This is a genomic window from Nitrosomonas supralitoralis (assembly GCF_003011925.2).
Taxonomy (GTDB): Bacteria; Pseudomonadota; Gammaproteobacteria; order Burkholderiales; family Nitrosomonadaceae; genus Nitrosomonas; species Nitrosomonas supralitoralis.
Genome location: NZ_PXXU01000030.1, coordinates 15,780 through 41,486 on the forward strand (window position 1 = coordinate 15,780; position 25,707 = coordinate 41,486).

Annotated in this window: 20 protein-coding genes and 1 pseudogene; 11 read left to right on the top strand and 10 right to left on the bottom strand. The window is 41.8% G+C overall.

All coding sequences use genetic code 11. The features are described from left to right. Positions 1-356: 356 nt before the first annotated feature. Positions 357-1,958, top strand: coding sequence for a beta-helix domain-containing protein (locus C7H79_RS10535; protein ID WP_106707227.1), 1,602 nt, complete (start codon positions 357-359; stop codon positions 1,956-1,958). A 546-nt stretch (positions 1,959-2,504) separates the two neighbouring features. On the opposite strand, the pseudogene C7H79_RS10540 reads toward C7H79_RS10535, so the two are convergent. Next, positions 2,505-2,660, bottom strand: a pseudogene (locus C7H79_RS10540) (IS1595 family transposase); the annotation flags it as partial. Between the two features lie 197 nt (positions 2,661-2,857). Between C7H79_RS10540 and C7H79_RS10545 the strand changes: the two are divergent. Continuing rightward, the gene (locus C7H79_RS10545; RefSeq protein WP_106707228.1) at positions 2,858-3,055 is read left to right on the top strand and encodes a hypothetical protein; all 198 of its coding nucleotides are present in this window, start codon (positions 2,858-2,860) and stop codon (positions 3,053-3,055) included. A 264-nt stretch (positions 3,056-3,319) separates the two neighbouring features. On the opposite strand, the gene C7H79_RS10550 is transcribed toward C7H79_RS10545, so the two are convergent. Together C7H79_RS10550 and C7H79_RS10555 are read right to left on the bottom strand one after the other, a co-directional pair. Next, the gene (locus C7H79_RS10550) at positions 3,320-4,948 is read right to left on the bottom strand and encodes a tetratricopeptide repeat protein (RefSeq protein WP_106707229.1); all 1,629 of its coding nucleotides are present in this window, start codon (positions 4,946-4,948) and stop codon (positions 3,320-3,322) included. 243 nt (positions 4,949-5,191) lie between these two features. After that, the gene (locus tag C7H79_RS10555; RefSeq protein WP_309477326.1) at positions 5,192-5,824 is read right to left on the bottom strand and encodes a replication endonuclease; all 633 of its coding nucleotides are present in this window, start codon (positions 5,822-5,824) and stop codon (positions 5,192-5,194) included. 359 nt (positions 5,825-6,183) lie between these two features. Between C7H79_RS10555 and C7H79_RS10560 the strand changes: the two genes are divergently transcribed. Beyond that, positions 6,184-8,400 (top strand): copper-transporting P-type ATPase, encoded by a 2,217-nt coding sequence (locus C7H79_RS10560; RefSeq protein ID WP_106707230.1) that lies wholly within the window; start codon positions 6,184-6,186, stop codon positions 8,398-8,400. 249 nt (positions 8,401-8,649) lie between these two features. On the opposite strand, the gene C7H79_RS10565 is transcribed toward C7H79_RS10560, so the two are convergent. The 4 genes from C7H79_RS10565 to ridA all read right to left on the bottom strand — a co-directional run bounded on the left by C7H79_RS10565 (position 8,650) and on the right by ridA (position 12,213). After that, positions 8,650-9,024, bottom strand: coding sequence for a SpoIIAA family protein (locus tag C7H79_RS10565; protein WP_106707231.1), 375 nt, complete (start codon positions 9,022-9,024; stop codon positions 8,650-8,652). 15 nt (positions 9,025-9,039) lie between these two features. Then, positions 9,040-9,393, bottom strand: a complete 354-nt coding sequence (locus tag C7H79_RS10570) for a SpoIIAA family protein (RefSeq protein WP_172592411.1) — start codon at positions 9,391-9,393, stop codon at positions 9,040-9,042. A 384-nt stretch (positions 9,394-9,777) separates the two neighbouring features. Continuing rightward, the gene (recG, locus tag C7H79_RS10575) at positions 9,778-11,799 is read right to left on the bottom strand and encodes an ATP-dependent DNA helicase RecG (protein WP_106707233.1); all 2,022 of its coding nucleotides are present in this window, start codon (positions 11,797-11,799) and stop codon (positions 9,778-9,780) included. Positions 11,800-11,823: 24 nt separating this feature from the next. After that, positions 11,824-12,213 carry a deaminase RidA gene (ridA, locus tag C7H79_RS10580; protein WP_106707234.1) on the bottom strand — a complete coding sequence of 130 codons (390 nt, stop codon included), beginning with the start codon at positions 12,211-12,213 and terminating at the stop codon, positions 11,824-11,826. Positions 12,214-12,366: 153 nt separating this feature from the next. Between ridA and murA the strand changes: the two genes are divergently transcribed. Further along, positions 12,367-13,620 carry a UDP-N-acetylglucosamine 1-carboxyvinyltransferase gene (gene murA, locus C7H79_RS10585; RefSeq protein WP_106707235.1) on the top strand — a complete coding sequence of 418 codons (1,254 nt, stop codon included), beginning with the start codon at positions 12,367-12,369 and terminating at the stop codon, positions 13,618-13,620. 65 nt (positions 13,621-13,685) lie between these two features. Here the strand turns inward: murA and C7H79_RS10590 are convergent, their stop codons facing one another. After that, positions 13,686-14,300 carry a hypothetical protein gene (locus tag C7H79_RS10590; RefSeq protein ID WP_106707236.1) on the bottom strand — a complete coding sequence of 205 codons (615 nt, stop codon included), beginning with the start codon at positions 14,298-14,300 and terminating at the stop codon, positions 13,686-13,688. Between the two features lie 238 nt (positions 14,301-14,538). On the opposite strand from C7H79_RS10590, the gene argH reads away from it, so the two are divergent. The 6 genes from argH to htpX all read left to right on the top strand — a co-directional run bounded on the left by argH (position 14,539) and on the right by htpX (position 21,413). Further along, positions 14,539-15,948, top strand: a complete 1,410-nt coding sequence (argH, locus tag C7H79_RS10595; protein WP_106707237.1) for an argininosuccinate lyase — start codon at positions 14,539-14,541, stop codon at positions 15,946-15,948. A gap of 18 nt (positions 15,949-15,966) precedes the next feature. Beyond that, positions 15,967-16,851 carry a fructosamine kinase family protein gene (locus C7H79_RS10600; RefSeq protein WP_106707238.1) on the top strand — a complete coding sequence of 295 codons (885 nt, stop codon included), beginning with the start codon at positions 15,967-15,969 and terminating at the stop codon, positions 16,849-16,851. Between the two features lie 87 nt (positions 16,852-16,938). Beyond that, positions 16,939-18,615 (top strand): CTP synthase, encoded by a 1,677-nt coding sequence (gene pyrG, locus C7H79_RS10605; protein ID WP_106707239.1) that lies wholly within the window; start codon positions 16,939-16,941, stop codon positions 18,613-18,615. A 142-nt stretch (positions 18,616-18,757) separates the two neighbouring features. Further along, on the top strand, positions 18,758-20,041 hold the full coding sequence (gene eno, locus C7H79_RS10610) for a phosphopyruvate hydratase (protein WP_106707240.1): 1,284 nt from the start codon (positions 18,758-18,760) through the stop codon (positions 20,039-20,041). Next, positions 20,041-20,349, top strand: a complete 309-nt coding sequence (gene ftsB / locus C7H79_RS10615; RefSeq protein WP_106707241.1) for a cell division protein FtsB — start codon at positions 20,041-20,043, stop codon at positions 20,347-20,349. Before eno ends, ftsB begins: the two co-directional genes overlap by 1 nt. Positions 20,350-20,531: 182 nt before the next feature. Next, complete coding sequence (htpX, locus tag C7H79_RS10620) at positions 20,532-21,413, top strand: protease HtpX (RefSeq protein ID WP_106707242.1); 882 nt, start codon at positions 20,532-20,534, stop codon at positions 21,411-21,413. A gap of 234 nt (positions 21,414-21,647) precedes the next feature. On the opposite strand, the gene C7H79_RS10625 is transcribed toward htpX, so the two are convergent. Then, positions 21,648-21,992, bottom strand: a complete 345-nt coding sequence (locus C7H79_RS10625) for an exosortase system-associated protein, TIGR04073 family (protein ID WP_106707243.1) — start codon at positions 21,990-21,992, stop codon at positions 21,648-21,650. Between the two features lie 344 nt (positions 21,993-22,336). Here C7H79_RS10625 and C7H79_RS10630 point away from each other — a divergent pair, with 344 nt between their 5' ends. Then, positions 22,337-23,623 carry a response regulator gene (locus tag C7H79_RS10630; RefSeq protein ID WP_172592412.1) on the top strand — a complete coding sequence of 429 codons (1,287 nt, stop codon included), beginning with the start codon at positions 22,337-22,339 and terminating at the stop codon, positions 23,621-23,623. 272 nt (positions 23,624-23,895) lie between these two features. On the opposite strand, the gene C7H79_RS10635 is transcribed toward C7H79_RS10630, so the two are convergent. Next, complete coding sequence (locus C7H79_RS10635; protein WP_242447252.1) at positions 23,896-25,386, bottom strand: DEAD/DEAH box helicase; 1,491 nt, start codon at positions 25,384-25,386, stop codon at positions 23,896-23,898. Between the last annotated feature and the right edge of the window lie 321 nt (positions 25,387-25,707).

The following is a 25,707-nucleotide window of genomic DNA, read 5'->3' on the forward strand; positions in this document are numbered from 1 at the left end:
TAAAGGTTGCCACGTTCAAACTGTTCGCACGATTTCGATTGAAGTCGGCACGCAAAACTCCGGTCTGGCCCTAGTGCTGACGAAACAGGCCTTTCCAATGCTGCTTTTGGCTCCCGTTGCGGGCGCGGTTTCAGCGCTCATGCATTCTAATGATTGGCAGTTTGCTGGCGGTTTTGTGGCGAATTGTGGCGCTAGGTAGTCTGCGATAACGAGCAAAACATCTGAGTGCGAATAAATCCCCATTTCAGTTAATTGCGCAATGACCCAAATTTGAATTTATATGGCAATGTAATATCCCTGTCATGTTGGCTTGTTAAATTTACTCACCCTATATAAAACTTGGAGACGGGTAAATCATGTTCAAATTAAAATATTTTAAAGAAAATTTAAAGGCAGTATCAGCAGCGCTTTTATGCACTGCTGCACTAAATGTACACGCAACGGCCACATTCGATCCAACTTCGGGTATTGTCGACCTTCCCGTTGTTGAGGTTTTGAGTGGCGGATCGTCGGCATTCTACAATGCTCAGTTACAACTTGTTGGAGACGGATTGCAGTTGATAGCAGCCAATCCTATTTCAGCCACAACGGGGCAGCGTAATGTGTTTGACTCTGATACGGGTTCAGTGCATGTTGCTTCTGTGACAGTCGGAGCAGAAACTTTTTATGCCAAATTAAAACTGGTTCAAGGATCAAACCCACTGAGTTTCACAATCGACCAATTGGTTAATAATGCGTTCCAAAACTGTCCGAGCTTTGCATCACCCGGACCTACCGCAGGATCGTGTGTTTTAAGTGGTGAAATTTCAACCGATGCCATATTGACAAAAAATATCAACTGGATTCTAGCGGGTGGTGTTTATGTGGGTGGCGATAATACACAAAACACAACACTGACCATTAACCCGGGAACCAAGATTTTTGGCCAATCAGGATCTGATTACCTGTTTATCAGACGAGGCTCAAAAATCATGGCGGAAGGAACACCGGATAATCCGATTGTCATGTCGGGTCCACAGCAACAATCACCCGGTGAATGGGGTGGTTTGCTGATTGCGGGTAATGCGCCGATTAATGGGTGTAATGAAGGAGTACCTCTGTGCGAAGCTCCCTTTGAGGCAATTACTTCAGAATTCTATGGAGGCAATAATCCTACAGAAAACAGTGGCGTGGTTAAATACATACAAATTCTTTTTGCCGGATTTGCCGTGCGCCCGGATGAAGAGCTCAATGGCCTGACGTTAATGGGTGTTGGTTCAGGAACGCTTATCGACTATGTACATATCCATGCAGGTCTGGATGACGGCGTAGAAATGTTTGGCGGCAACGTTCAGATGAAGCATTTGGTGTTAACTGACAATCGTGATGATGGTTTTGATTGGACCAGCGGTTTTCAGGGCCGTGCGCAGTTTGTTCTGGTGAAGCAATCCGCGGGTATTGGGGATCGTGGCATTGAGGCCGACAACAACGAGCAAAACCATGACAGTCTGCCGCGTTCTCAACCAGTTTTATCCAATTTCACTATTATCGGTCGCAATGATACCGGTGCCACACAAGGTATATTATTACGTCGCGGAACAGGTGCGAAAATTTGGAACTCTGTCGTCACAGGTTCTCCAGCTTGTATACAAATCGATAGCGCATCGACTTTTGTGAATGCGGGTTCGCCTGGCAGCTTAAGTGGGGGTCTGACCATGCAAAATTCATTCGTCAATTGCTCCAGTAATTTTACAGATGGTGAAGGCGCCACATTTACCACATCTGATTGGTTCTTGTCTCAGTCTGAGAATCAAGCAAGCGATCCCTTGCTGAATGGTTATCTACCGTCATCCGGTTCACCATTGACATTGGGCGGAACAGCGGTGAATGATTCTTTCTTTACAGTAGTCGATTATGTGGGTGCATTCAAGGATGCAAACGATGATTGGACGAGAGAATGGACTTTTAACTTTAACTAATCTGCTTGTTTCTTGAAGACTCTTCTTCCGTTGCGCAAAGGCTGAAGTTTTCAAACGGCTCTGCGCAACGCGTGGATTGAGAAAAATCGCTGGATTCATCTTCCGAGGTGCCAGCGATTTTTTTAATTATAATTTCTCGGAGAGCCCGGTCCAGTCAGAACAGCAATACCTATTACTCCGGCACAAATTAGAACGGATGCCCAAACTACACTTAAAACGTTTCCAACTTAAAAAACATGGCACTTCCAGTGATTTTCGACAACAGGTAATTCTAGCTGCAACTTCGTTCGAACGAACCAGTTCTACTACACAGTTAATCTTGTTTTATAAATGATGTTATTTTGTGTAATTTCTGTGTAATCATGCTAAGAATATTATACAAACAATGGGATATTTTGAGAAAAGCCATTTGACAGATATAAAAATTATTACTTAGTAATCAATTTATTAAGAACAACATAGAAATTACCAGACTTTATAATTCAAATACTGAAAATCCTTGTGTCGGTGGTTCGATTCCGCCCTTGGCCACCAAATAAATAAAGGCTATGTCACAATTAGTTGTTGAAACTGCCTTGTTTTACCAAGAGATGCTATAAAACAAAGGATTGGTGTAATACTTTGACCGAGACGGTCAATCATTCTGTGCCATCCGAGGTAACTTCTAAGATAACGTGTTGCCACTCCATTAAACTTCGAAAGAAGTTTGTAATTATTAACTGCTATTATCGCAGTAAGATACTTAAGGTTCTTGTATTTCTGACGATAAATGCATAGCTAATATAAATAGATAATTAAGACAAGAATCATCGGGTACTATTTTTATAGCTAAGCAGCATTTTAATTTATAAAATGATATTTAGCTTGAAGACATCTGGAAACAAATTGAATATATCAAAATGAATAAAAAATTTAATAAGAATAAACTAGTTACGAAAGATTCTACTACTGAAGCTTCTGGTTTTATAGTAGCGGGATTTGATAATAATTATATTGTTGGTACTAGTACTAATGGATTTACGGTGTTTGCATCAAAATCAGCAGGTGAACTTTCAGTTAGGATTGCTTATGAAAATGATGATCAGCTGCAGAAGTAATTGTGTTTAATTTATGCTACAAATCCCAATATTTATGATTTAATAACACCTCTTCGGAATTTCGGAATAATTACAAGCCATTGATTATTATATACTCTATATTTCAAGCTACATTTCTTAATCAGTTAATCTTTCTTGGCGCTAAACTATAAATTTATTATTTTACATGCTACATGCACATTATTTAGGATAAGGCTTTAGATATAGTGCAGGAGAATGTAAGTCGATTTCTTCAGTTTTTTTCCGCACTATAGGCAAGGATTATTATTTTTTCCTATAAAAACTTAAAGCAAGGCTGTCTTTGTGATTTTCAGCTACTACATTTAGTATCATTTCATCATCTGAAAGAAATCCAATACACGCAACATCTTTATTAAAACCAACTCTACCTAGAATTCCGACAAATTGAGTGTCATTTCCTTCTTTGTTTCTTTTGTACCTACCACTAAATGATGAACCTGTGATAATTCCAATTAGTTCTACTTTATATGAACTGCTGCTGTTGATACCTGTAAGTTCAGTCCAAGCGACATTAACAGCACCGTTTATCGAATTGATATTAATTATTTTGCTATCATCACTAGACAAAATCCAATCGCCATCGAGTTTGTTACTTGAACCAATGTAAAATTGCTCTGTATATTTCCTTATCTGTTTTTGTTTCTTAGAAGAGTTCTCAATAATTTCATTCCATTTTTTATTTTCTTCATCTTTTTTATCAACAATAGTACTAAGTAAACTGTATACATTTTTATGAGGATCATGTATCTGAGAAGCTTTCTTTGCGATTTCTTCCGCTTCTTCTGTGAATCCAGCATTAAGAAATAAATACCCAAGATTCGACATTGCAAGAGTATTATCAAGGTCTGCCGACTTTTTATACTTTTCGACAGCCTTAATTATTAATCCAGCCTCTTTTGCATGAACTCCCAGATTATTTAGCGCCAAAGAATTGTGCCTATCTATTTGAAGCAAATTGATATAATTGCTAATTGATATTTCTTCGATCTTTTCTTCGCCTGCTGAATATGCGGAACTGAATAGCTTGTCTCTATTATTTACATCGTATTCCAGCGATTTGTCTTTACAAAATACTGATAGCTTATTATTTTTTTGAGATTCTTCAACTTCTGCTAAAGTAAGAAATAACTCTGACTTTTGTGATTCTTCATCTACTAGAACCAATCTTTCGATAAGTAATTTTTTAGCATATTCGGGAGCACCATCTCTAATCTTGGTTTGAGCAAGATTTGTTATTGCACTAGTTATAAGCTTTTCAGATTTTGTTTTGTTAATAACTCCTTCCCATAATTCAATTTCTTTCATAATTTGTGAACTGATTTTATAACAAAGAGCAAGCCATTCTAATATATGATATTTTATTTCTTCATCGCTAGTTGATTCAGCTAATTCTTCAAGTTGAGTAATTGCAGTGTTGTCTTTTCCTTCTACAAATAAAAAATAAAGATAAAAAGCTTTGTTCTTTGTGAACTCAGGATTATTTCTTTCAGCAAGTTCATATCTACTAAACGCTTCTTTCGCATCTTCTATCCTACCATCATGAAAAGCACTATACATTTCGACAAACCAGCTTTTTTCCTCAACTTTCTCCTCAATGATTTTATCTACTGATTTTTCTTTATTTTCTAGATTTTCTAATTGATCGCCAGAGGATACATTTGATTTATCTTCATCCTGCGATGTTGATGCTTTTATCCCAATTTCTGATTCACGATTCCTAAAAGAAAAACTGGTCCATCTTGAAAGAAAGTTGGAAATCCCATTTCTACATACATATATAAGAAACATTAATAAAAAATATTTCATATTTCCAGTTAGGAAATCTGTGATTATTCTAAGAGCTTCTATAAATTCGTTTGATTGAATATTCATATTGTTTTATTTTTCCAAGACCTCATCGGAGGTTAAGAATTACTGGCGATAAAAATAAAGTAATGCAGAAATAGAGTCTTTTAGCTGCATTTTTATTAATGCAAAATAAAAATAAAACGTAATCTAACTTACTAATAATAGGCAACTGGTTGTTATTTACGTGATTGTATCTTGTAATTACTTTATCAATTTAGATGATTTTATTTCATATCGATTTGATTTTTGTTTTCTTACGTACAGTTATTAACAGAACTCCAAGGCGGCTGCGCCGCAAATTTTGTGTCCGACTGGATCGCCATACTTGCCAGGTACTTTGGAATCGATTTTCATTAACTTGATAGAGTTGTCCTTACGTTTGGCGGTAGCGGTAGCGCCACCCATCAATTGAATGAATTGCCCCCATTTTCCTTGATCGGCAGCTTGCTGAGCTTGTTGCAAAATTCCTTCGGGTGCGTTGTTAATTCGACGAAGTTCACGCCAGATTGAAACAGGTGGACCGCCGATTTGCTGAAATTGACGAATACCCCATGTAGATGCCCAGGTTTCCACTCGTTCGGCTGCTTCATGTATTGGGTTACCGTCAATATCTTGTTTTAGGCCGTGACCATCAACGTTCTTGGAAATATACTTAGCAATGCAGCCAACTGCTGTGCCTTTGCTTTTATCAATGGATTCTGCAACAAATCGATGTGCTTTTGCACCGAGTTCATCGCCATCCGTTTCCAGCGCATAGTGCCGGATGATCTCTTTAACCTTTTCGGTTTGCTCGGGTGGCATGAATAACAGCATGTGCCAGTGCGGTGTACCATCATGCTGCGGTTCGGCAATGCGAAAACCATAAACTTTCAGATGATCCGGCTTCAGTTTTGCGCTAATTCTTGCCTAGACCGTATTGAGATACTTTTTAGCCTGTTCCGGTATAGTTCCTTGATATTTAGAGCTTACTCAGAAATTCAGCGATCAGTTATGCGCTGCCAAGTAGAAATTCCGGTTTGAGATGAATTGGCAGGCACGCGCAAATGAAGTTTCTGAGTAAGCTCGGTCTAGCTGGAGTATAAGATTTATTTGATGGGCTATCTGTCACCAGCAGAATTTACGCAGTGATACTATACAACTCTAGCCGCTGCTTAAAATGCATGGGTTCCATTATTGACTGCATATATCAGGTTTGAATTTCTAGTCGTTGAATATTCTTTATATAAGCAAAACATACGCTTTTTAAAAAGGGAAAAATTATGAGACAGGAAGACCACGAACATAATCACGAAAACCACGCTCGCTGTCACCATGATCACAAACATGCAGCGAAGACGGGTGATGTTTCTCAGTCTACTGACGACGCAGAGGTGATCTACACCTGTCCCATGCACCCGGAAATACGGCAAAAAGGGGCGGGGAATTGCCCAATGTGCGGAATGGCGCTGGAGCCGGAAACAATAACAGGCGAGGAAGGTGAAAACCCAGAACTGACAGATATGCGCAAGCGCTTTTGGATCGGCCTTGCCTTTACTTTGCCGGTTTTTGCACTGGAAATGGGTGGTCATATTTTTGATCTTCGTCATTATATCCATGGCACGCTATCCAACTGGATACAGTTGGTACTGGCCACACCTGTTGTGCTTTGGGCTGGGAAGCCGTTTTTTGAGCGCGGTTGGGCCTCCCTGAAAACCCGCAACCTGAATATGTTTACGCTGATTGCCATGGGTACGGGCGTGGCATGGCTGTACAGTATCGTGGCGACACTGGCTCCCGGTATTTTTCCTGAGGCTTTCCAGCAGGATGGCGCTGTCGCGGTCTATTTCGAGGCTTCCGCTGTAATCACGGTACTGGTGCTATTGGGACAGGTTCTCGAACTGAAAGCGCGCGAACAAACAGGCGGTGCAATCCGTGCCTTGCTTGATCTGGCACCGAAAACAGCCCGTCGGGTGAACGAAAGCGGCGAAGATGAGGATGTGCCTTTAGATCAAATTAAGGTGGGTGATCTAATACGTGTGCGCCCCGGTGAAAAAGTGCCACTCGACGGGATTGTAGCCGAGGGCCAGAGTGCTGTTGACGAATCCATGATCACGGGTGAATCGATGCCGGTTAAGAAAGAGCTGCAGAGTAAAGTTATCGGTGGAACAATGAATCAGACCGGTAGTTTTGTCATGAAAGCCGAGCATGTCGGTAAAGACACGATGCTTTCGCAAATCGTCCATATGGTTGCGGAAGCGCAACGCAGCCGTGCCCCGATACAGAGGTTAGCAGATATTGTTGCCTCATGGTTTGTTCCGGCTGTCATATTGGTGGCTGTGCTTGCTTTTATCATCTGGAGTATATATGGGCCTTCTCCAGCGTTTAGTTATGCGCTTATCGCAGCTGTCAGCGTCCTGATTATCGCCTGCCCCTGCGCTTTAGGATTAGCCACACCCATGTCCATTATGGTTGGGGTGGGTAAAGGTGCTCAGGCGGGCGTGCTGATCAAGAACGCAGAAGCGCTGGAGCGTTTGGAAAAGGTTGATACGTTGGTTATTGACAAGACCGGAACATTGACCGAAGGAAAGCCGACTGTAACAAAAATTGTAACCGTTAACAATTTTGCAGAGGATGATCTTCTGCTGCTGGCCGCTTCACTGGAACAAAACAGCGAGCATCCGCTTGCCCATGCCATTGTTATGGCGGCGAAAAAAAAGGGGCTGAATTTGGTCGCGGCAGATGAATTTGACTCGCCAACCGGCAAAGGTGTGATCGGCAAAATCAACGGACAGGCCGTTATGCTTGGCAATGTCATGTTGATGGAGGAAAAGGCTGTTAATGTATCCACATTATCCACACAAGCTGATGAACTTCGCTCCGACGGCGCAACCGTGATCTTTATCGCCGTGGACGGTCAGGTTGCCGGGATTCTGTCTATCGCCGATCCGATTAAGAAAACAACACTGGATGCAATCCAGCAAATTCAAAATATGGGCATTCTTATTGTCATGTTAACGGGTGATAATCGCCGTACTGCAGAAGCTGTTGCAAAAACTTTAGGAATTGAAGCCGTAGAAGCTGAAATTCTGCCGGAAGACAAAGGCAAGATCGTTAAAAAGCTGCGCGATGAAGGATGCATTGTTGCCATGGCCGGGGACGGCACGAATGATGCTCCAGCGTTGGCTGCTGCCGATGTGGGCATAGCCATGGGCACCGGTACAGATGTAGCCATGGAAAGCGCTGGCGTGACCTTGTTAAAGGGCGATCTGATCGGCATTGTCCGTGCCCGCAAACTGTCTGTGGCTACCATGAACAATATTCGGCAAAACCTGTTCTTTGCTTTTATTTACAATACGGCGGGTGTACCCGTAGCGGCGGGTGTACTGTATCCGTTCTTGGGAATCCTGCTTTCACCCATTATCGCCGCTGCAGCAATGTCATTATCCTCGGTCAGCGTTATAGGCAATGCTCTGCGGTTAAGATTATTGAAACTATAACTTATTCATTGACGCGATGACTGATTTTGTTGGATTTTTATAAGCGAATGCTATTGTGAGTCATGTGGGCTAACTAACGATAATATTGGTCTCGCTGACGCAATAGCGCTATTCCATCAAACTCAACGTTTGCCTGCATTTTCCATAAACTTTCTGTTCCTGAGACGAAAATTCGTGGTCGTACAAGTCTGCTAAAAATTGCTCGATCGGATAGAATAGTTTCTGGGAATTTGACAATAGATCGAATTCCTATTCTGCTTCTCTAGCCCATGCCTCGGCCTTCTCGCGCTCACTGATATCAAAATAGCGTACTTTAGCTAAAGTAAAAACTTTGCTGAAATAGGCCATGCCTTTCTCCCAGGTTTTATCGCCAACAATAGCCAGACGTTCAATATCATTGAAATGACGCACACTAAACTTGGTATCTTCCCAAGCCGCTCCAGCTGTCCAGCCATGAAAATCAATTAATTCCAGCAACAGATTGATCTTGCCATATTGTTTAATCTGCTGATCAATTTCGGGAACGAATATATCGTAATCTTCTTTTTCCAGCTTGCCAGCAATAGTAAGGTGAATGAATTTTCCTTCCTCCACAATCTCAATTCCTTTGAATGTTATGGTCATTCCATCTCCTTGTCGTTATTGTTTTAACCAATTTCTAGCTGCTTCCAGCTGGTTTTTATCAAAAACTTTGATCTCCGGATGCATAAATACTCTAGCCATGGCAGCTATCCAATGCTGCCACATATGTCCCGCTATAATGGCAAGACGCTCTACTTTTACATGATGGGCTTTGACAAAACTGAAATGCTTTTCCGCCGCATCGGTATTCTCCCAACCATTGAAATCCTCCGCATTCATTAACACACGGATACTGCCATACTCATCAATCAGCTTGTCTGCTTTCTCGCCCAACGCCATGAAATCATCTGTCTGCAAGGTATTTTTTATTTTTATTTCTATAAGGTTGCCTGCATTCTCTATTGTTAACATAGCCATCCCCTTTTTTAGAACTATCAAAATATATAAGCAGATTACGCCATCCGATAAATTGCACAAGCGGAGATCGACACTACCTGCAAAGTAAAAGATACCGCAGAAAATCAAGAGTCATTTCAACTCAGTTAAATGCTCATCAATATTCTTCAAGAGCATGGTCTCCTTCAAGTGAAAAGTACAACGATCATCCGAAGCTCAAATTTAAGCATTAAATTTCATCAGTGACGGCACAGATCTCACGATCGGTTTAACAGGCATAGAATCGGGATTCGTAATTTCTAACGACGTAATTCTGTACACATTTCACACCTGCAAACTTATTCTTTGGCAAATTATAAACTGCGTCAAAGGCCTATATAAAAATTTCAGCTCATTGGATCATACGCGCAAATACTCGGTCTTATCACCTAGCCAACGCGAGATATGCCGCTGCGCTAGCTCCGGATAGTCATTCAGCATTTCATTGGTCGTATCCTGTGCAGCTGTCAGTAGTTCACTGTCTTGTTCCAGATCGGCAAAACGCAGCATCGGCACTCCACTCTGGCGCGCACCAAGAAATTCACCGGGACCTCTCAATTGCAAGTCCTGACGGGAGATTTCAAAGCCATCAGAATGTTCAAAAATGATTTTGAGCCGTTTGCGGGCGATCTCCGACAACGGTCGCTGAAACAGCAAAATGCAAATACTCGCCTCCGATCCACGCCCTACCCGGCCACGCAATTGATGTAATTGCGACAACCCCATACGCTCGGCATTCTCAATCACCATCAGCGAAGCATTGGGAACATCCACGCCAACCTCGATCACGGTTGTCGCTACCAACAATTGAATTTTTCCTTGCTTGAACAAAAGCATAACTTCAATTTTTTCCTGCTGAGACAGGCGCCCATGCACCAGACCCACATTTAGTTCGGGGAATATTTTTCTCAGATGCTCATATGTCTCCACCGCAGTCTGCAGTTGCAATGCTTCTGATTCTTCGATGAGTGGACAAACCCAATATACTTGCTTGCCTTGCTGGCATGCGTAATGTATGCGTACGATGACTTCGTCACGACGATTGTCTGCGATTAATTTGGTCACCACTGGCGATCTGCCGGGTGGCAATTCATCGATAATTGACACATCCAGATCGGCGAAATAGCTCATCGACAACGTTCGCGGAATAGGCGTGGCACTCATCATTAACTGATGCGGCATCAGATCGGATTGCGCGCCTTTCATGCGTAACGCCAAACGTTGATGCACGCCAAAGCGGTGCTGTTCGTCAATAATCGCCAGGCCGAGCTGGTGAAATATTACTTGATCTTGAAACAAAGCGTGCGTACCCACAATAAGCTGCGCTGCGCCCGATACGATTTTATCCAGCTCAGCTTGCTTTTGTTTTTTCCTCAATCCTCCGGATAGCCAGGCAATCTGTACTCCCAGTGGTTCAAACCAAGCAGATAGTTTCACGAAATGCTGCTCAGCAAGAATTTCTGTCGGTGCCATTATGGCCGCCTGAAAGTCATTCTCAATCGCCTGCAATGCCGCCAGCGCGGCTACAATCGTTTTCCCGCTGCCCACATCACCTTGCAACAAACGCTGCATCGGATAAGCGACTGCCAAGTCACGATTGATCTCTGCATACACTTTGATTTGTGCGGAGGTCAGTTTAAAGTCAAGCTGCTTCAGAAACTGTTTCGTCAGTGTATTTTTCTGTTCCAGTGCCGGCGCATTGCGGCTTCTCCGCTGCCGGTAATGTAAGCGCATCGAGAGCTGTTGCGCCAGCAACTCATCAAACTTGATGCGTCGCCATGCCGGATGTGTCCGTGATTGTAAAGCTTCAATCGATTCTTCAGGGGACGGATGATGCAAACACATCACGCTATCGCTAAAGCCTTTTAGTCGATATTTCTTGATGATTTTCTCAGGCACAGTTTCGATCAGCGCTTGTACCGTTTGCGCATCCTGCAATCCCTGTCTGATTATTTTCGCTAAAGTCTTTTGCGTTAAGCCCGCCGTGGTAGGATATACCGGTGTCATCGAATCCTCCAGCGACTCTCCTGCGCGCACGACGCGGCATTTCGGATGTACCATTTCGGTACCAAAGAAACCGCTCCGAATCTCGCCCAGCAATCGTACACGCTTACCCACTGCGTAGGTTTTAATCTGACTGCCGTAGAAATTCAGAAAACGCATGATCAGAATACCGCTACTGTCTTCAATCTGGCAAACCAATTGCCGTTTAGGGCGGACAACCACTTCGTTATGAATGATCACACCTTCAACCTGCACTGTTTGCCCGTGCGGCGCATCACCGATCGGAAATAAATGCGTTTCATCCTCATACCGAATCGGCAGATGCAAAATCAGATCTAATTGATTGTGGATGCCTAAACGAGATAATTTCTCCTGCATACTGCCGCTGACAGACAATGCCTTTTATTCCTGCAATACCATGACTCCATCCATTTCCACCAAGGCATTGCGCGGCAAGGATTTGACACCGATTGCCGCACGCGCGGGATAAGGTTGTGCAAAATGGCTGGCCATGATTTCGTTAACTAATGCAAAATTGTCCAGATCGGTTAGAAAAATATTTAATTTCACAATATCGTTCAAACTACCTCCGCTTGCTTTTGCCACCGCTTTTAAATTGGAAAAAACTTGCTGGATCTGTGCTTCAATTCCGTTTTCCATTTGCATACTGATGGGATCAAGGCCGATCTGGCCTGACAAATAAACGGTATCTCCTCCACTCACCCGAATTGCCTGAGAATAGGTTCCGATAGCTTGCGGTGCATCCACGGTGTGGATTATTTGCTTAGTCATTCTTTCTCCTTATAAATTGATTCGATATTTTTTGATAGAGCTGACACTATTTGCATGACCTTTATCGCACTATTGCGTTATGATGCAGTGAACTTTGGTACATTTCAACTACGCAAGAATATTACTAAAATTTACCGTTAAATTCTTCATACTATGCAAAAACTGATTATCCAAGGTGGTGTACCACTGCACGGTGAAATTACCATTTCGGGAGCGAAGAATGCTGCCTTGCCCCTTTTATGTGCTGCGCTGCTAACCGAGGAATCTTTAAAAATAAAAAATGTGCCGGTGCTTCAGGACATTATTACCATGCTCTCATTGCTCAAACAAATGGGAACAAATATCACCGCATCTAATGTCTCTGAAATAACGTTGTCAGCCGCCGCATTGACTCATCTTGTCGCTCCTTATGAAATGGTTAAAACCATGCGTGCAGCCATCCTAATATTAGGCCCGTTGCTGGCTCGTGCAGGAGAAGCCAATATTTCACTGCCTGGTGGTTGTGCAATTGGATTACGTCCAGTCGATCAGCATATCAAAGGACTGCAAGTAATGGGCGCCGAAATCCATATCAAACACGGTTATATCCATGCCGTAGCAAAAAAATTACATGGCGCTCGTATCGTTCTTGACCTCATCACTGTCACTGGAACAGAAAACCTGATGATGGCTGCAACCTTGGCGGAAGGCACAACAATACTTGAGAATGCTGCCCGCGAGCCGGAAGTCGTAGATCTGGCCAATTGCCTCATTGCTATGGGTGCAAAAATTCATGGGGCAGGCACCGATATCATTACCATTGAAGGCGTACCATCCTTGCATGGCGCCGAACACACCGTCATGCCTGATCGAATCGAAACCGGAACGTTCCTGGTTGCAGCTACGGCTACTGGAGGTGAAATCCTTTTAAAACAAACCGATGCCCATTTGCTCGATGCGGTTCTGGATAAACTCACCGAAGCAGGCGCTCATATTGATTCAAATGAAAACTGGATCAATTTAAAAATGCACACCAAACCGAAATCAGTCAATGTGCGCACTGCTCCCTATCCAGCCTTTCCAACCGATATGCAAGCGCAATTCATGTCATTGAATTGCATTGCTTCCGGAACAGCCATCGTCACTGAAACGATTTTTGAGAATCGTTTAATGCATGTACAAGAATTAATTCGTATGAACGCCAAAATTGAAGTTGAAGGCAATGCCGCCATTGTCCACGGCATCCCCCAACTCGATGGCGCTCATGTCATGGCGACTGATTTACGCGCTTCAGCCAGCCTCGTGATTGCGGGTTTAATAGCGCAAGGAGAAACCGTGATTGATCGTATTTATCACCTGGATCGCGGCTATGAAAATATCGAAGGAAAATTATCAGCATTGGGCGCGCAAATCCGTCGTACTCAATAAAAAAGCCTTTGCTTCGGCAAAGGCTTCTCAACAAACAAACTAAATCATACGGTCGTCAATTCATATTAAAGTTTCTGTTGCTTGTAGCTAACAATAACCGTTGCAATTTTCTTGTTCAATCCCATCACAGGAACGACCAGTATCTTTTTACCCTCAACATCTGATTTAACAGTGATTTTTTGCAAGTTTAGAATTTCTTTAGGAAATAATTCCGTACCATTGCTTTCTTCCAATCGTTTGTCCGTCGATACCAATAGCTTTCCATCATCATTGATCAATACAACACGTTCAGTGTCTTTCATTTTGACGATTTCACTCAAATATTGATCTATCTGGTCAATATTATTACGAATCAATTCACCGCGAACTGCCCAAGACAGAATCTGGCCGAAGCGTTCTTCTTCTTTGATATATTGCTGATCAGCATATTCACGGGCTTGTTGCGTAATCAGCACACGCTCAAGCTCAAGCTGCTTGCTCATATTAGCTTCTACTCTACTGACAGCAATAATTTTCCAAGCAAAAATTACGATAATAATTCCAACCAACACTATTGCATACTTACCTGGCATCTGCATGGTCGGAACTTTAGCCAACCATTCAAACTTGGCGCTTACTAGTGAAAAAAAGTTATCAACTTGCGATTGTTGGTTCGGGTTTTGCTTGTTGTTAGCTGTCATGGATAACTCCTTAGGTAATTGGTAGCTGAAGAAATGTTAAATTATCCACTAATACTTAAGGAAGTAAAAGTAGCGCGCATTAATTAACTGGTGGTTTGATGCATGATTTGCTATTTATACATCAGATCTACACCATACGCGAATATCGGTATGTCACAAAATAATTCGCCTGAAGATTTTGCTCTATAATAATTGCTTCATAGCTTTTGTAACGAAAACAAGGATTTTCAGCGACATAATGGATAATAACTCTACAGTGGAAAAAGAAAACCATAAAAACACTTGGTCTGGGCGTTTCAACGAGCCGGTCTCAGCGCTTGTGGAACGCTATACCGCTTCGGTTGATTTTGATCAACGTCTCGCCGAATATGATATTCAGGGGTCACTGGCACATGCACAAATGCTTGCAGAGCAAGGAATTATCAGCAACGCGGACTTTACGGCTATTCAGCAAGGATTAAATCAAATCTATGATGAAATCAGGTTACATCAATTCATATGGCTGAAAGAACATGAGGATGTTCATTTAAATATTGAAAAGCGCCTAACAGCTTTAGTCGGTGATGCCGGCAAGCGATTACACACCGGTCGATCCCGCAATGACCAGGTTGCAACCGATATCCGCTTGTTTTTACGCGCTTCCATAGATGAAATCGTCAACCTGATTAAAGCCATGCAATTGGCCTTGTTAAATCTGGCGGAACAGCATATTCATACGATTATGCCCGGGTTTACCCATCTTCAAGTAGCACAGCCTGTGTCATTTGGTCATCATCTGATGGCTTATTTTGAGATGTTAAAGCGCGATGTAGAGCGATTGAACGACTGCAGAAAGCGCGTCAACCAATTACCGCTGGGCGCAGCTGCGCTGGCTGGCACCAGTTATCCGATCAAGCGCGAGCGAGTGGCACAATTACTAAGTTTTGACGGTATCTGCCTAAATTCACTGGATGCGGTTTCAGATCGGGATTTCGCCATCGAATTCTGTGCATGTGCTGCTCTGATCATGACTCATCTATCGCGCATGTCAGAAGAATTCATTTTATGGATGAATCCTGCTTTCGGTTTTATCCAACTCGCTGATCGATTTTGCACCGGCTCGTCCATTATGCCGCAAAAAAAGAACCCCGATGTCCCAGAACTGGTACGCGGCAAAACCGGCCGAGTCAACGGCCATCTGGTGGCACTGCTAACATTGATGAAAGCCCAGCCGCTTGCCTATAACAAGGATAACCAGGAAGACAAAGAACCATTGTTTGATACAGTCGACACCTTGACCGACACTTTACGGATTTATGCCGATATGCTTACCGGCGTGCAAGTGAATCATCACAGGATGCGCCAATCGGCCTTACAGGGTTATGCGACAGCGACTGATTTAGCTGACTATTTGACCAAAAAAGGCATTCCGTTCCGTGATGCACATGAAATTGTGGCAAAGTCAGTACAGTATGCCGAACAAAAAGGGTGCGATCTCAGCGAACTCACATTGAGTGAATTACAAAAATTTTCAGCGCAGATAGAGTCTGACATTTTCGCAATCTTAACGCTCGAAGGATCTATGAACAGCAGAAATCACACTGGCGGCACAGCACCTGATCAAGTGCGGTCAGCGATTCAAAAAGCCAAAAAATGGTTATCTGTCTAGGATTAATAAATACAAGAAATGCAAGTATGGCATGAAATCGGCAAGCAAATCTCTGTTGTCACTGGAAGCTTCTTCGAAGTTAAAAAAGCTCATGCCATCGGTGGTGGCTGCATCAACCAAACTTATTATATTGCGGATGGAATCCAACGCTACTTTGTCAAATTAAATACTCCTGGAAGCTTGGCCATGTTTGAGGCGGAAGCCGCCGGTCTCATGGAAATCCATCGCTCACGCACCTTGCGCGTTCCAATACCCGTTTGTTCCGGACAGGATAATCATGCAGCATGGCTCATTCTAGAATATCTGGATATTAATAAGGGCAAACCTGGCAAAGCATCCGATTTGGGCCAGCAACTCGCGGCGATGCATCGTACGACATGCAGCCATTTTGGCTGGATTCGTGATAATACGATCGGCCAAAATCTACAAATAAACACTATCTCATCTGATTGGGTCGATTTTTGGCGGATGCATCGACTTGGATATCAATTGGACTTAGCTGGAATCAAAGGATATAACGGAAAATTACAACGGCTTGGAGAACAATTATTGATTGACATGGATAATTTTTTCCCAAATATAATGCCTTCTCCTTCACTATTGCACGGCGATCTATGGGGTGGCAATTACGCTTATGATGAAAGTGGCAGTCCTGTGTTGTTTGATCCCGCTGTATATTACGGTGACCGTGAAACAGATATTGCCATGACTGAGCTTTTTGGCGGATTTTCAGCGGATTTTTATTCTGCTTACCACTGTGAATATCCTTTGGATTCCGGTTATAATATTAGGAAAGTATTTTATAATCTATATCACGTTCTTAATCATTTAAATCTGTTTGGCGGTGGTTATCGATACCAGGCGGAACAGATGATGAGTAGTTTACTTGCACAAATTCGCTAATAAATTCTATATCACGTTGTTCGTTCTAACGACATACAAATGCCATCTTACAATTCCAATGCAATATTTAAATTACGATAATCACTCATGACCAAGTATGTCTTCGTGACAGGCGGTGTTGTTTCTTCGTTGGGCAAAGGAATTGCAGCTGCGTCTCTCGCCGCACTGCTTGAGTCGCGCGGACTTAAAGTAACTATGCTAAAACTGGATCCATATATCAATGTGGATCCTGGCACCATGAGTCCGTTCCAGCATGGAGAAGTGTTTGTAACCGAGGATGGCGCCGAAACAGATCTTGATCTGGGTCATTATGAACGTTTCATTACTACCCGTATGACCCGGCACAATAACTTCACTACCGGTCAAATCTACGAAAGTGTTATTCGCAAGGAAAGGCGCGGGGATTATCTCGGAGGCACAGTCCAAGTCATTCCGCATATCACGGATGAAATTAAGCGCTATATTCAAGCTGGCGTGGGTAATGCGCAAATTGCGATTATTGAAATTGGCGGCACGGTTGGTGATATCGAATCACTCCCTTTTCTGGAAGCCATTAGGCAAATGGCAGTACAAAATCCGCGTACTGACACCTGCTTCATCCACCTCACCTTATTACCCTATATTGGTTCGGCCGGAGAGCTAAAAACCAAACCAACTCAACACTCAGTCAAGGAGTTGCGTGAAATTGGGATCCAGCCGGATGTTCTGCTTTGTCGCTCGGACCGTGAATTACCAAAGGATGAGCGTCGAAAGATAGCGCTCTTTACCAATGTTCAGGAAGAAGCAGTCATTTCCGCCATCGATGTTGATAGCATCTATAAAATTCCAGGATTACTGCATGCACAGATGCTGGATGGAATTATCTGCCATAAACTGAACATCTTGGCCAAACCTGCAGATTTGAGTGTCTGGAACAAATTGGTTCATGCGCTTGAGCACCCCAAACACACAGTTACTATCGCGATCGTTGGCAAGTACGTTGATCTAACCGAATCTTATAAATCGTTATCTGAAGCCTTGATTCATGCTGGCATCCATACTAACAGCCGGATTAACATCAATTACATTGATTCCGAAAATATTGAAAAAGAAGGCACCGACAATCTGATTGCTATGGATGCGATTTTGGTTCCAGGCGGCTTTGGCAAGCGCGGTGTCGAAGGTAAAATCATGGCAATTAACTTTGCCCGGACCAACCGCATACCATATCTCGGAATTTGTTTAGGCATGCAGCTAGCAGTGGTTGAATACGCACGTAACAAGACAGGCATGCAAGGCGCCCACAGCACTGAATTCAATCCAGATTCGCCATTTCCGGTTATCGGATTGATTACCGAATGGCGAACCCGGGATGGCCAAATTGAAACACGTGATGAAAATTCCGATATCGGTGGCAGTATGCGCCTGGGTGGTCAAGAATGTATCTTGAAGAAAGAGACACTGGCCTGGAAGACTTATACTGCAGACACAATTACGGAGCGCCATCGTCACCGATATGAAGTTAACAATCTTTATATTCCTAGATTAGAGAAAGCGGGACTATGCATCAGCGGTTTTTCCAAGGAAGAAAATCTGTGCGAAATGATAGAGCTACCTGAAGCTGAACATCCATGGTTTTTGGGCTGTCAGTTTCATCCGGAATTTACTTCCACACCACGGTTAGGACATCCATTATTCAAATCCTATGTGCAAGCAGCCATCCTTTTTTCTAGCAAACACCAGCACGCTGGAGATGAAAAAATTCACGCAGTACACAACAACTAATGGGGCACGAGAAACTCAGAATCAAAAACCAAAAAAGGATAGTCAGAATTATCATTAAATACTTGCAATTGTAGTAGAAATAACAAAATCACCCTTCATTAATTAACATAACAGTAAACGTAAACAACAGGAAAAATGCAGTATGAGCGCAATTGTAGATGTCATCGCCCGTGAGATTTTGGATTCTCGCGGCAATCCAACTATTGAAGCAGATGTAATACTGGAATCAGGAGTTTTAGGCCGCGCCTCAGTCCCTTCCGGTGCATCCGTTGGAACCAAAGAAGCGATGGAATTGCGGGATGGTGATGCGCAACGCTATTCAGGAAAAGGCGTTCTTAAAGCAGTGGAAAATGTTAACACCGAAATCTCTGAGGCGTTAATGGGTTTAGATGCTGTCGAGCAAAGCTTCATTGATCAATCCTTGATTGAATTAGACGGAACTGAGAACAAATCCAGACTTGGAGCCAACGCGATTCTAGCAGTATCACTAGCAGTTGCCAAAGCAGCAGCAGATGAAACGGGATTGCCGCTATATCGTTATCTGGGTGGCGCTGCTTCGATGTCAATGCCCGTTCCGTTAATGAACTTAATTAATGGCGGTGTACATGCCAACAATAATATTAACATGCAGGAATTTATGATTGTTCCGCTGGGAATTTCAAATTTTCATGATGCCATTCGTTGCGGAGCTGAGGTTTTTAACACACTCAAAAAACTTATTAACAGCAAAAACATGCCCACCACAGTCGGTGACGAAGGCGGATTTGCGCCTAACCTGACAAACAATGAAGCAGCCTTGCAGTTAATTGTAGAAGCAATTGATCAAACAGGTTATCAACCTGGAAAAGATGTAGCTATAGGTGTTGATTGCGCCAGCTCAGAATTTTTCCATGATGACAAATATCATCTGACTTCGGATGGATTACATTTGACGTCAGCTCAATTCGTCGATTATTTATCATCGTGGGTGGATAAATACCCCATTATCAGTATTGAAGATGGCATGAGCGAACATGATTGGGATGGATGGAAATTACTAACCAGCAAACTGGGTAACTCAATTCAATTGGTCGGCGATGATATTTTTGTCACCAATGCAAGAATCCTGCAGGCAGGCATCAACCAAGGCATCGCCAATTCCGTTCTAATCAAAGTGAATCAAATAGGCACATTAACCGAAACATTCTCAGCCATTGAAATGGCGAAATGCGCCGGGTACACCGCAGTTATCTCACATCGATCAGGAGAAACTGAAGATACTGCCATTGCCGATATCGCCGTAGCAACCAATGCGTTACAAATCAAAACCGGCTCATTATCTCGTTCTGATCGCCTCGCCAAATACAATCAGTTATTAAGAATCGAAGAAGATTTAGGGGATACAGTGAAATATGCTGGTCGGAGAGCATTTTATCAACTCAAATAATGAAGCTTCTAAGTTTCACACTACTGGCGCTAGTTGTCGCAATGCAATACCCCTTATGGTTTGGTAAAGCAAGCTGGCTAAGAGTCTGGCAGGTAGATCAAGAAGTTGTTGCAGCACGAAAAAATAATTTGCTGTTGCAGAATCGTAATAACAAGCTAGAAGCTGAGGTCAATGACCTAAAGCAGGGCCTCGAAGCAATTGAGGAACGCGCTCGTAGTGATTTAGGTATGATCAAAGAGGGCGAAATACTTTTCCAGATTGTCAAGAATGCGCAGCCCAAGATTTCCGCATTAGATATTGCTCCCTAGAAGACGCCTGAACTCTTTAAGAATCCCAATCCCAATCGTTATAATCGAATGATCGCTAGTTGGATAATAGATAAAAACCTCAGTTAGCGATCATTCGATTATAATTCTTCGCTTGAAAAGCGACGCACAATTCATATGTTGCTTCTGATTGTTTCAGACTAAATTTTATGGTGGAGAAAAGAATGAAAAGAATTTTTCTTTTTTTAATTACAAACTTAGCTATCGTTATTGTCCTTAGTATTACCTTGCGGCTGTTCGGATTCGAGAGAATTCTAGACGAGCAAGGTAGTGGCCTGAATATTAATTCGTTGCTATTGTTTGCAGCTGTATTTGGATTTGGCGGCTCATTCATGTCGCTCGCCCTGTCAAAATGGACAGCTAAAAGATTCACTGGGGCACAAGTTATTAACATGCCACGAAACGCGCAAGAACACTGGCTAGTGACTACCGTGCAACGGCAGGCAAAAACCGCGGGTATTGGTATGCCAGAAGTAGCCGTTTATGATGCACCAGATGTCAATGCATTTGCCACGGGTATGTCAAAAAATGACGCATTAGTTGCCGTGAGTACTGGTCTATTAAATACCATGAGTCAAGATGAAGCTGAAGCAGTGCTGGCCCATGAAGTCAGCCATATCGCAAATGGTGATATGGTTACACTGGCGCTGATACAAGGTGTCGTCAACACATTTGTGATCTTTCTATCACGTGTCATCGGACATATGATAGATCGCGTAATTTTCAAAACAGAACAAGGTCATGGCCCAGCTTTCTGGGTTACTGCTATTATTGCTGAGATTGTACTAGGCATTCTGGCCAGCATTATTGTCATGTGGTTCAGTCGTCAGCGCGAGTTTCGTGCCGATGCAGGTGGCGCCAGCTTAGCAGGCAAAGGAAAAATGATTGCCGCACTTCGACGACTACAATTAACTCAAGAACAGGCACATTTACCTGATCAGTTAGCGGCTTTTGGCATTTCCGGAAGTAGTAATGGATTGATGAAGCTATTCATGTCGCATCCACCACTGGAAGAAAGAATTGCGGCACTTGAAGCACAACGATGATAGATCATGAAATTAAAACAATAAAACGTCATGCATTATGTTTGCCGGCGTTTTATTGTTTATTTAATTCACAGTTATGTCAAGTTCCTTGTGTTTTCAATTTAAGTAAGTCTGGATTAATCAGTTACACAGCCAGTCTTCACAAAAAACCCTAATCAATTAACAAAAAATACCTCAGCTCGTAACATAAAACAAAACTCACTATAAGGTTCATATCACTGTAAATTCGGAAAATTAATAGGAAGTTTCTCTCGAGAAATCCTCCCAGATAAAGGGTGGATTTACTGATGGTTTAATTGGTATCCAGAAGGTTGCCACATCCAATGCGCCAACTAGCGTACGACCCACTGTATGCATAACACCCATCGCCAAACCAACGGTAATACCATAAATCGGCCCATCTTTCTGCCCCGTCAACATAATATTCTTTGGTAGTTCTACCCAGCCTGTAGCCACATTTGCTATTCCACTCACAAATCTCTCACCTGAAGTGTTGAAGTTACTACCTGAAGCAACCGCTTGGGACGAAATAGCAAAATAAATTGCAAGCACTAAAGATAACTTAACAATACTTCTCATCAAAAAACCTCCTTTTTACAGTATTTAAGTTAATTAAACTTTCGCCATCAAATGGAAACAAGCAAAAATTCATCAGCAGTTTACATCTTCGGAATTAATCATACAAACCATTCAGGAAGACTACCGCGATCTATCTACTTTTATACAACAAAAATTTACATCCCTAAAATAAAACAACTTTATACGGCGACAATCAACAAGCACGATCTTATTTGCAATAAGAGATAGCAAAAAAACCTCTCAAAAAAACCATTAGATTGTCGATAACAATGTTCCTAGCTAAGTTAGTAGTCAACTAATTTGCTGCTAATAAACAGATTATGTCACTGAAAGGATACCATAACATGGAAGGACTTATAGTTGAACCATCCAGAACGTATCAAAAACTTTTGTCATCAGCTATCGAATTAGGCGGATTGGGTACAAAACAAGTCTCAACTGGTAGCGAAGCTTTAATGTTACTAAGAAATCAACCATTTGACCTAGTATTTATTGCAATGCATTTACAGGACATGGATGCTTCCAAATTTTCATCACATCTTCGAGCGGATTTACGCATCCGTCAAATACCTGTGGTTATGGTAACCTCAAATGAAGACAAAGAATTATTGGATGAAGCATTCTCAGCCGGTGTAACAGAAATATTCGCTAAGCACGAACTCGATAAAATCACGAATTATGCTGCACGATTTTCCAAGAAAAAATGCAGCAAAACGATATCTGGATATATCTTATATATTGAAGATAGCCAATCAACTGCTAATCTGATATTAAATTTTCTTCGAGAAAATGGATACACCGTCGATCATTTCGCTAGCAGTGACGAAGGCATACAAGCATTCCAGAATAATTCTTATGATTTAGTGCTTACAGACATACTGCTGAAAGGAAAATTGAATGGCCATAGCACTGTAAAAGCCATCAGAAAACTTGAAAATCAGAATAAGAAAAATATTCCTTTATTGGTATTTTCGGTTCTAGACGACGCTGCACACAAGGTCGAGTTGCTGCGTATAGGAGCTAATGATTATGTCACCAAACCACTGATTCAAGAAGAGCTCCTCGCCAGAATCAATAATCTAATTACCAGTAAAAAACTACTCGATAAAGCTGTTACACAGCAAAATTTGCTTCAAGAAATTGCAATGATGGACCCATTAACTGGTTTATATAATCGTTATTTTTTACTGGAAGCCGCAGCCTCTAAAATACGTAATGCTGCACGACATGATATTCCGTGCAGTTTGATCATAATCAATACAGATCATCTCAGATCAAACAACGAAAATCGCGATCAAGCAAGCAGCGATGATACGCTTAAAGGTATAGCTTCAATCTTAAGAAAGTTTATTCGCCAAGAGGATATCGCCGCTCGATTTGATGGAGAAGAACTTGTGCTACTGTTGTCGCATTGCAATATCGCTAACGCAACAATCATTGCGGAAAAGATACGCAAATCAATCGCTAATCTGTATCCAGCCCACTTGAGTGTTACAGCAAGTATTGGCGTCACTGAAACAAATCACGAGTCTGCTGTGGATTTCATGGATTTACTGAGAACTGCTAAAGAGGCTCTTTCTTGTGCACAAATAAATGGAGGAAATGAAGTAGTCGCTCGCTGCATTCGCTAATAATCAATGGTGGATTCAAGATTGAAGTACAACTTTTATAAGATTAACAAGAGGCAAGCTTCATTAGCATCTGTATTTCTTGAACACTCAAATTTCTTGTTTCTAAATTTTTAACTAAAAGCTTCTTGTCAATACGAATACAATTAGTAAAGCAGGTCAAGAACGAGCGCACCATGTGTATAAACAATGCATAACACTAATTCAATCTAAGGAAAACTTCTATCCTCACATAGCGAGATATTAAGTCAAACAAATAAAATTACCACAATAAACTATTTTTGCTTACTAATCACCGGGGGAATGAACAAAGCAGGCAATTCCTTCCTATGATATTGATTTGGATTTTCTTTTTTTCTTAACTTTGTGTTATCTTCATGCGCTGATTTCAAATCTGTATATTTAGATATATATGGCTGTGAAAATAACGGGTCTTCGGTTTTCTCTCCCCTTCTTGATTTTTTAGCAATCAAGTCTTTCTTAAAGGGATTAATTCTGGAATCTTTTTTTACGACAGGATTTGCATTTTTATTGTGGATCGATGAAACATTTCGTTTATTTTTTTGTTCATCAATAGGCTTCTTGCTATCCAAATATTCAGTTTTCTGTTTTTTTAATCCAAAATTACTTTCATCTACTTGGATTTTTATTCCTAGCAATCTTTCTATACCATTTAACAGGATATCTTCTTCGCTACTTACAAATGAAATTGCAAATCCTTTAGCTCCCGCTCGACCTGTTCTCCCAATGCGATGTACGTAATCTTCTGGGTTATTGGGAAGTTCAAAATTAATCACATGGGTTAATTCTTCAATATCGAGACCACGTGCTGCAACATCAGTTGCCACAAGAACACGAATTAAACCACCTTTAAAATTATCCAATGCCTGGGTTCTTTGAAGTTGATTTCTATCGCCATGTATTGCCAAACTTAGAATTTCCCGACTATTTAATTTTTGCGCTAAACGATCTGCACCTTGTTTAGTTCGTGTAAATATTAGCACCTGCTGCAAGTTTTGTTTCTTAATCATGTCTATCAAGAATTCTTGCTTATATTTTGACTCCACAGAGTAAACTATATGTGAAATCAAATCGCTGACTGAGTTCTGCTTAGCTACCTCAATCAATGTTGGATCTTTCAAAATTTTTCCTGCAAGTTTCTTAATTTCTTCTGAGAAAGTTGCAGAAAACATCAAATTTTGTCGATGAGTAGGCAACAATTGAATAATTTGCTTTATATCAGGTAAGAACCCCATGTCCAGCATTCGATCAGCTTCATCAAGAATAAACATTTCTACTTTCGAAAGTACCAAATTTTTTTGTTGGAGATGATCCAATAAACGGCCTGGCGTTGCGACTAAAATATCCACACCCGAACGTACGGCAGCAGTTTGCGCATCTATGTTTACGCCACCGTAGATCACGGCTGATTTTAATGCAACATATTTCCCATACCCTTTGACACTCTCATAAACTTGTATCGCGAGCTCTCTAGTTGGTACCAAGATTAAAGCACGTATTGGGTGTTTTGCAGGCGATGTACTGGTATTGGCGTAGCTCTCTAATCTTTGTAACATCGGAAGGGTAAAACCGGCAGTTTTACCTGTACCAGTTTGAGCCCCCCCCATCACGTCGCAGCCTTTTAGGATGACAGGTATTGCTTGTTCTTGAATTGGAGTTGGTGTCGTATATCCCTGATCAGATATAGCTTGCAACAAATCGGCCGATAAGCCGAGTTGTTCAAATGGCATATTATCACTACTCATATATTACAATTATTACCTCTTTGGTTACGTTTTGAATCAACTAAATATAATATTAAGGCATCAACATAAATGAATGATTCTTAAATTTTATTTATTATCTCTTATTCTCTAGCATCTTAGATGCTTAGTTAGAATATATTTAATTTCATTTAAGTATTAAATTCACAATTTCTGTTTCCAAAAAGCAAAAAGAACCTGCACGAAATACATGCAAGTTCTTTTTCAAATTCACTCTAATAACGTCATTTCTAATTTCAAACGCTATTTATTCCAGATGACGAACGAAAGGTTAAGATAAAAGATTCAATACTCAAAGCTGAT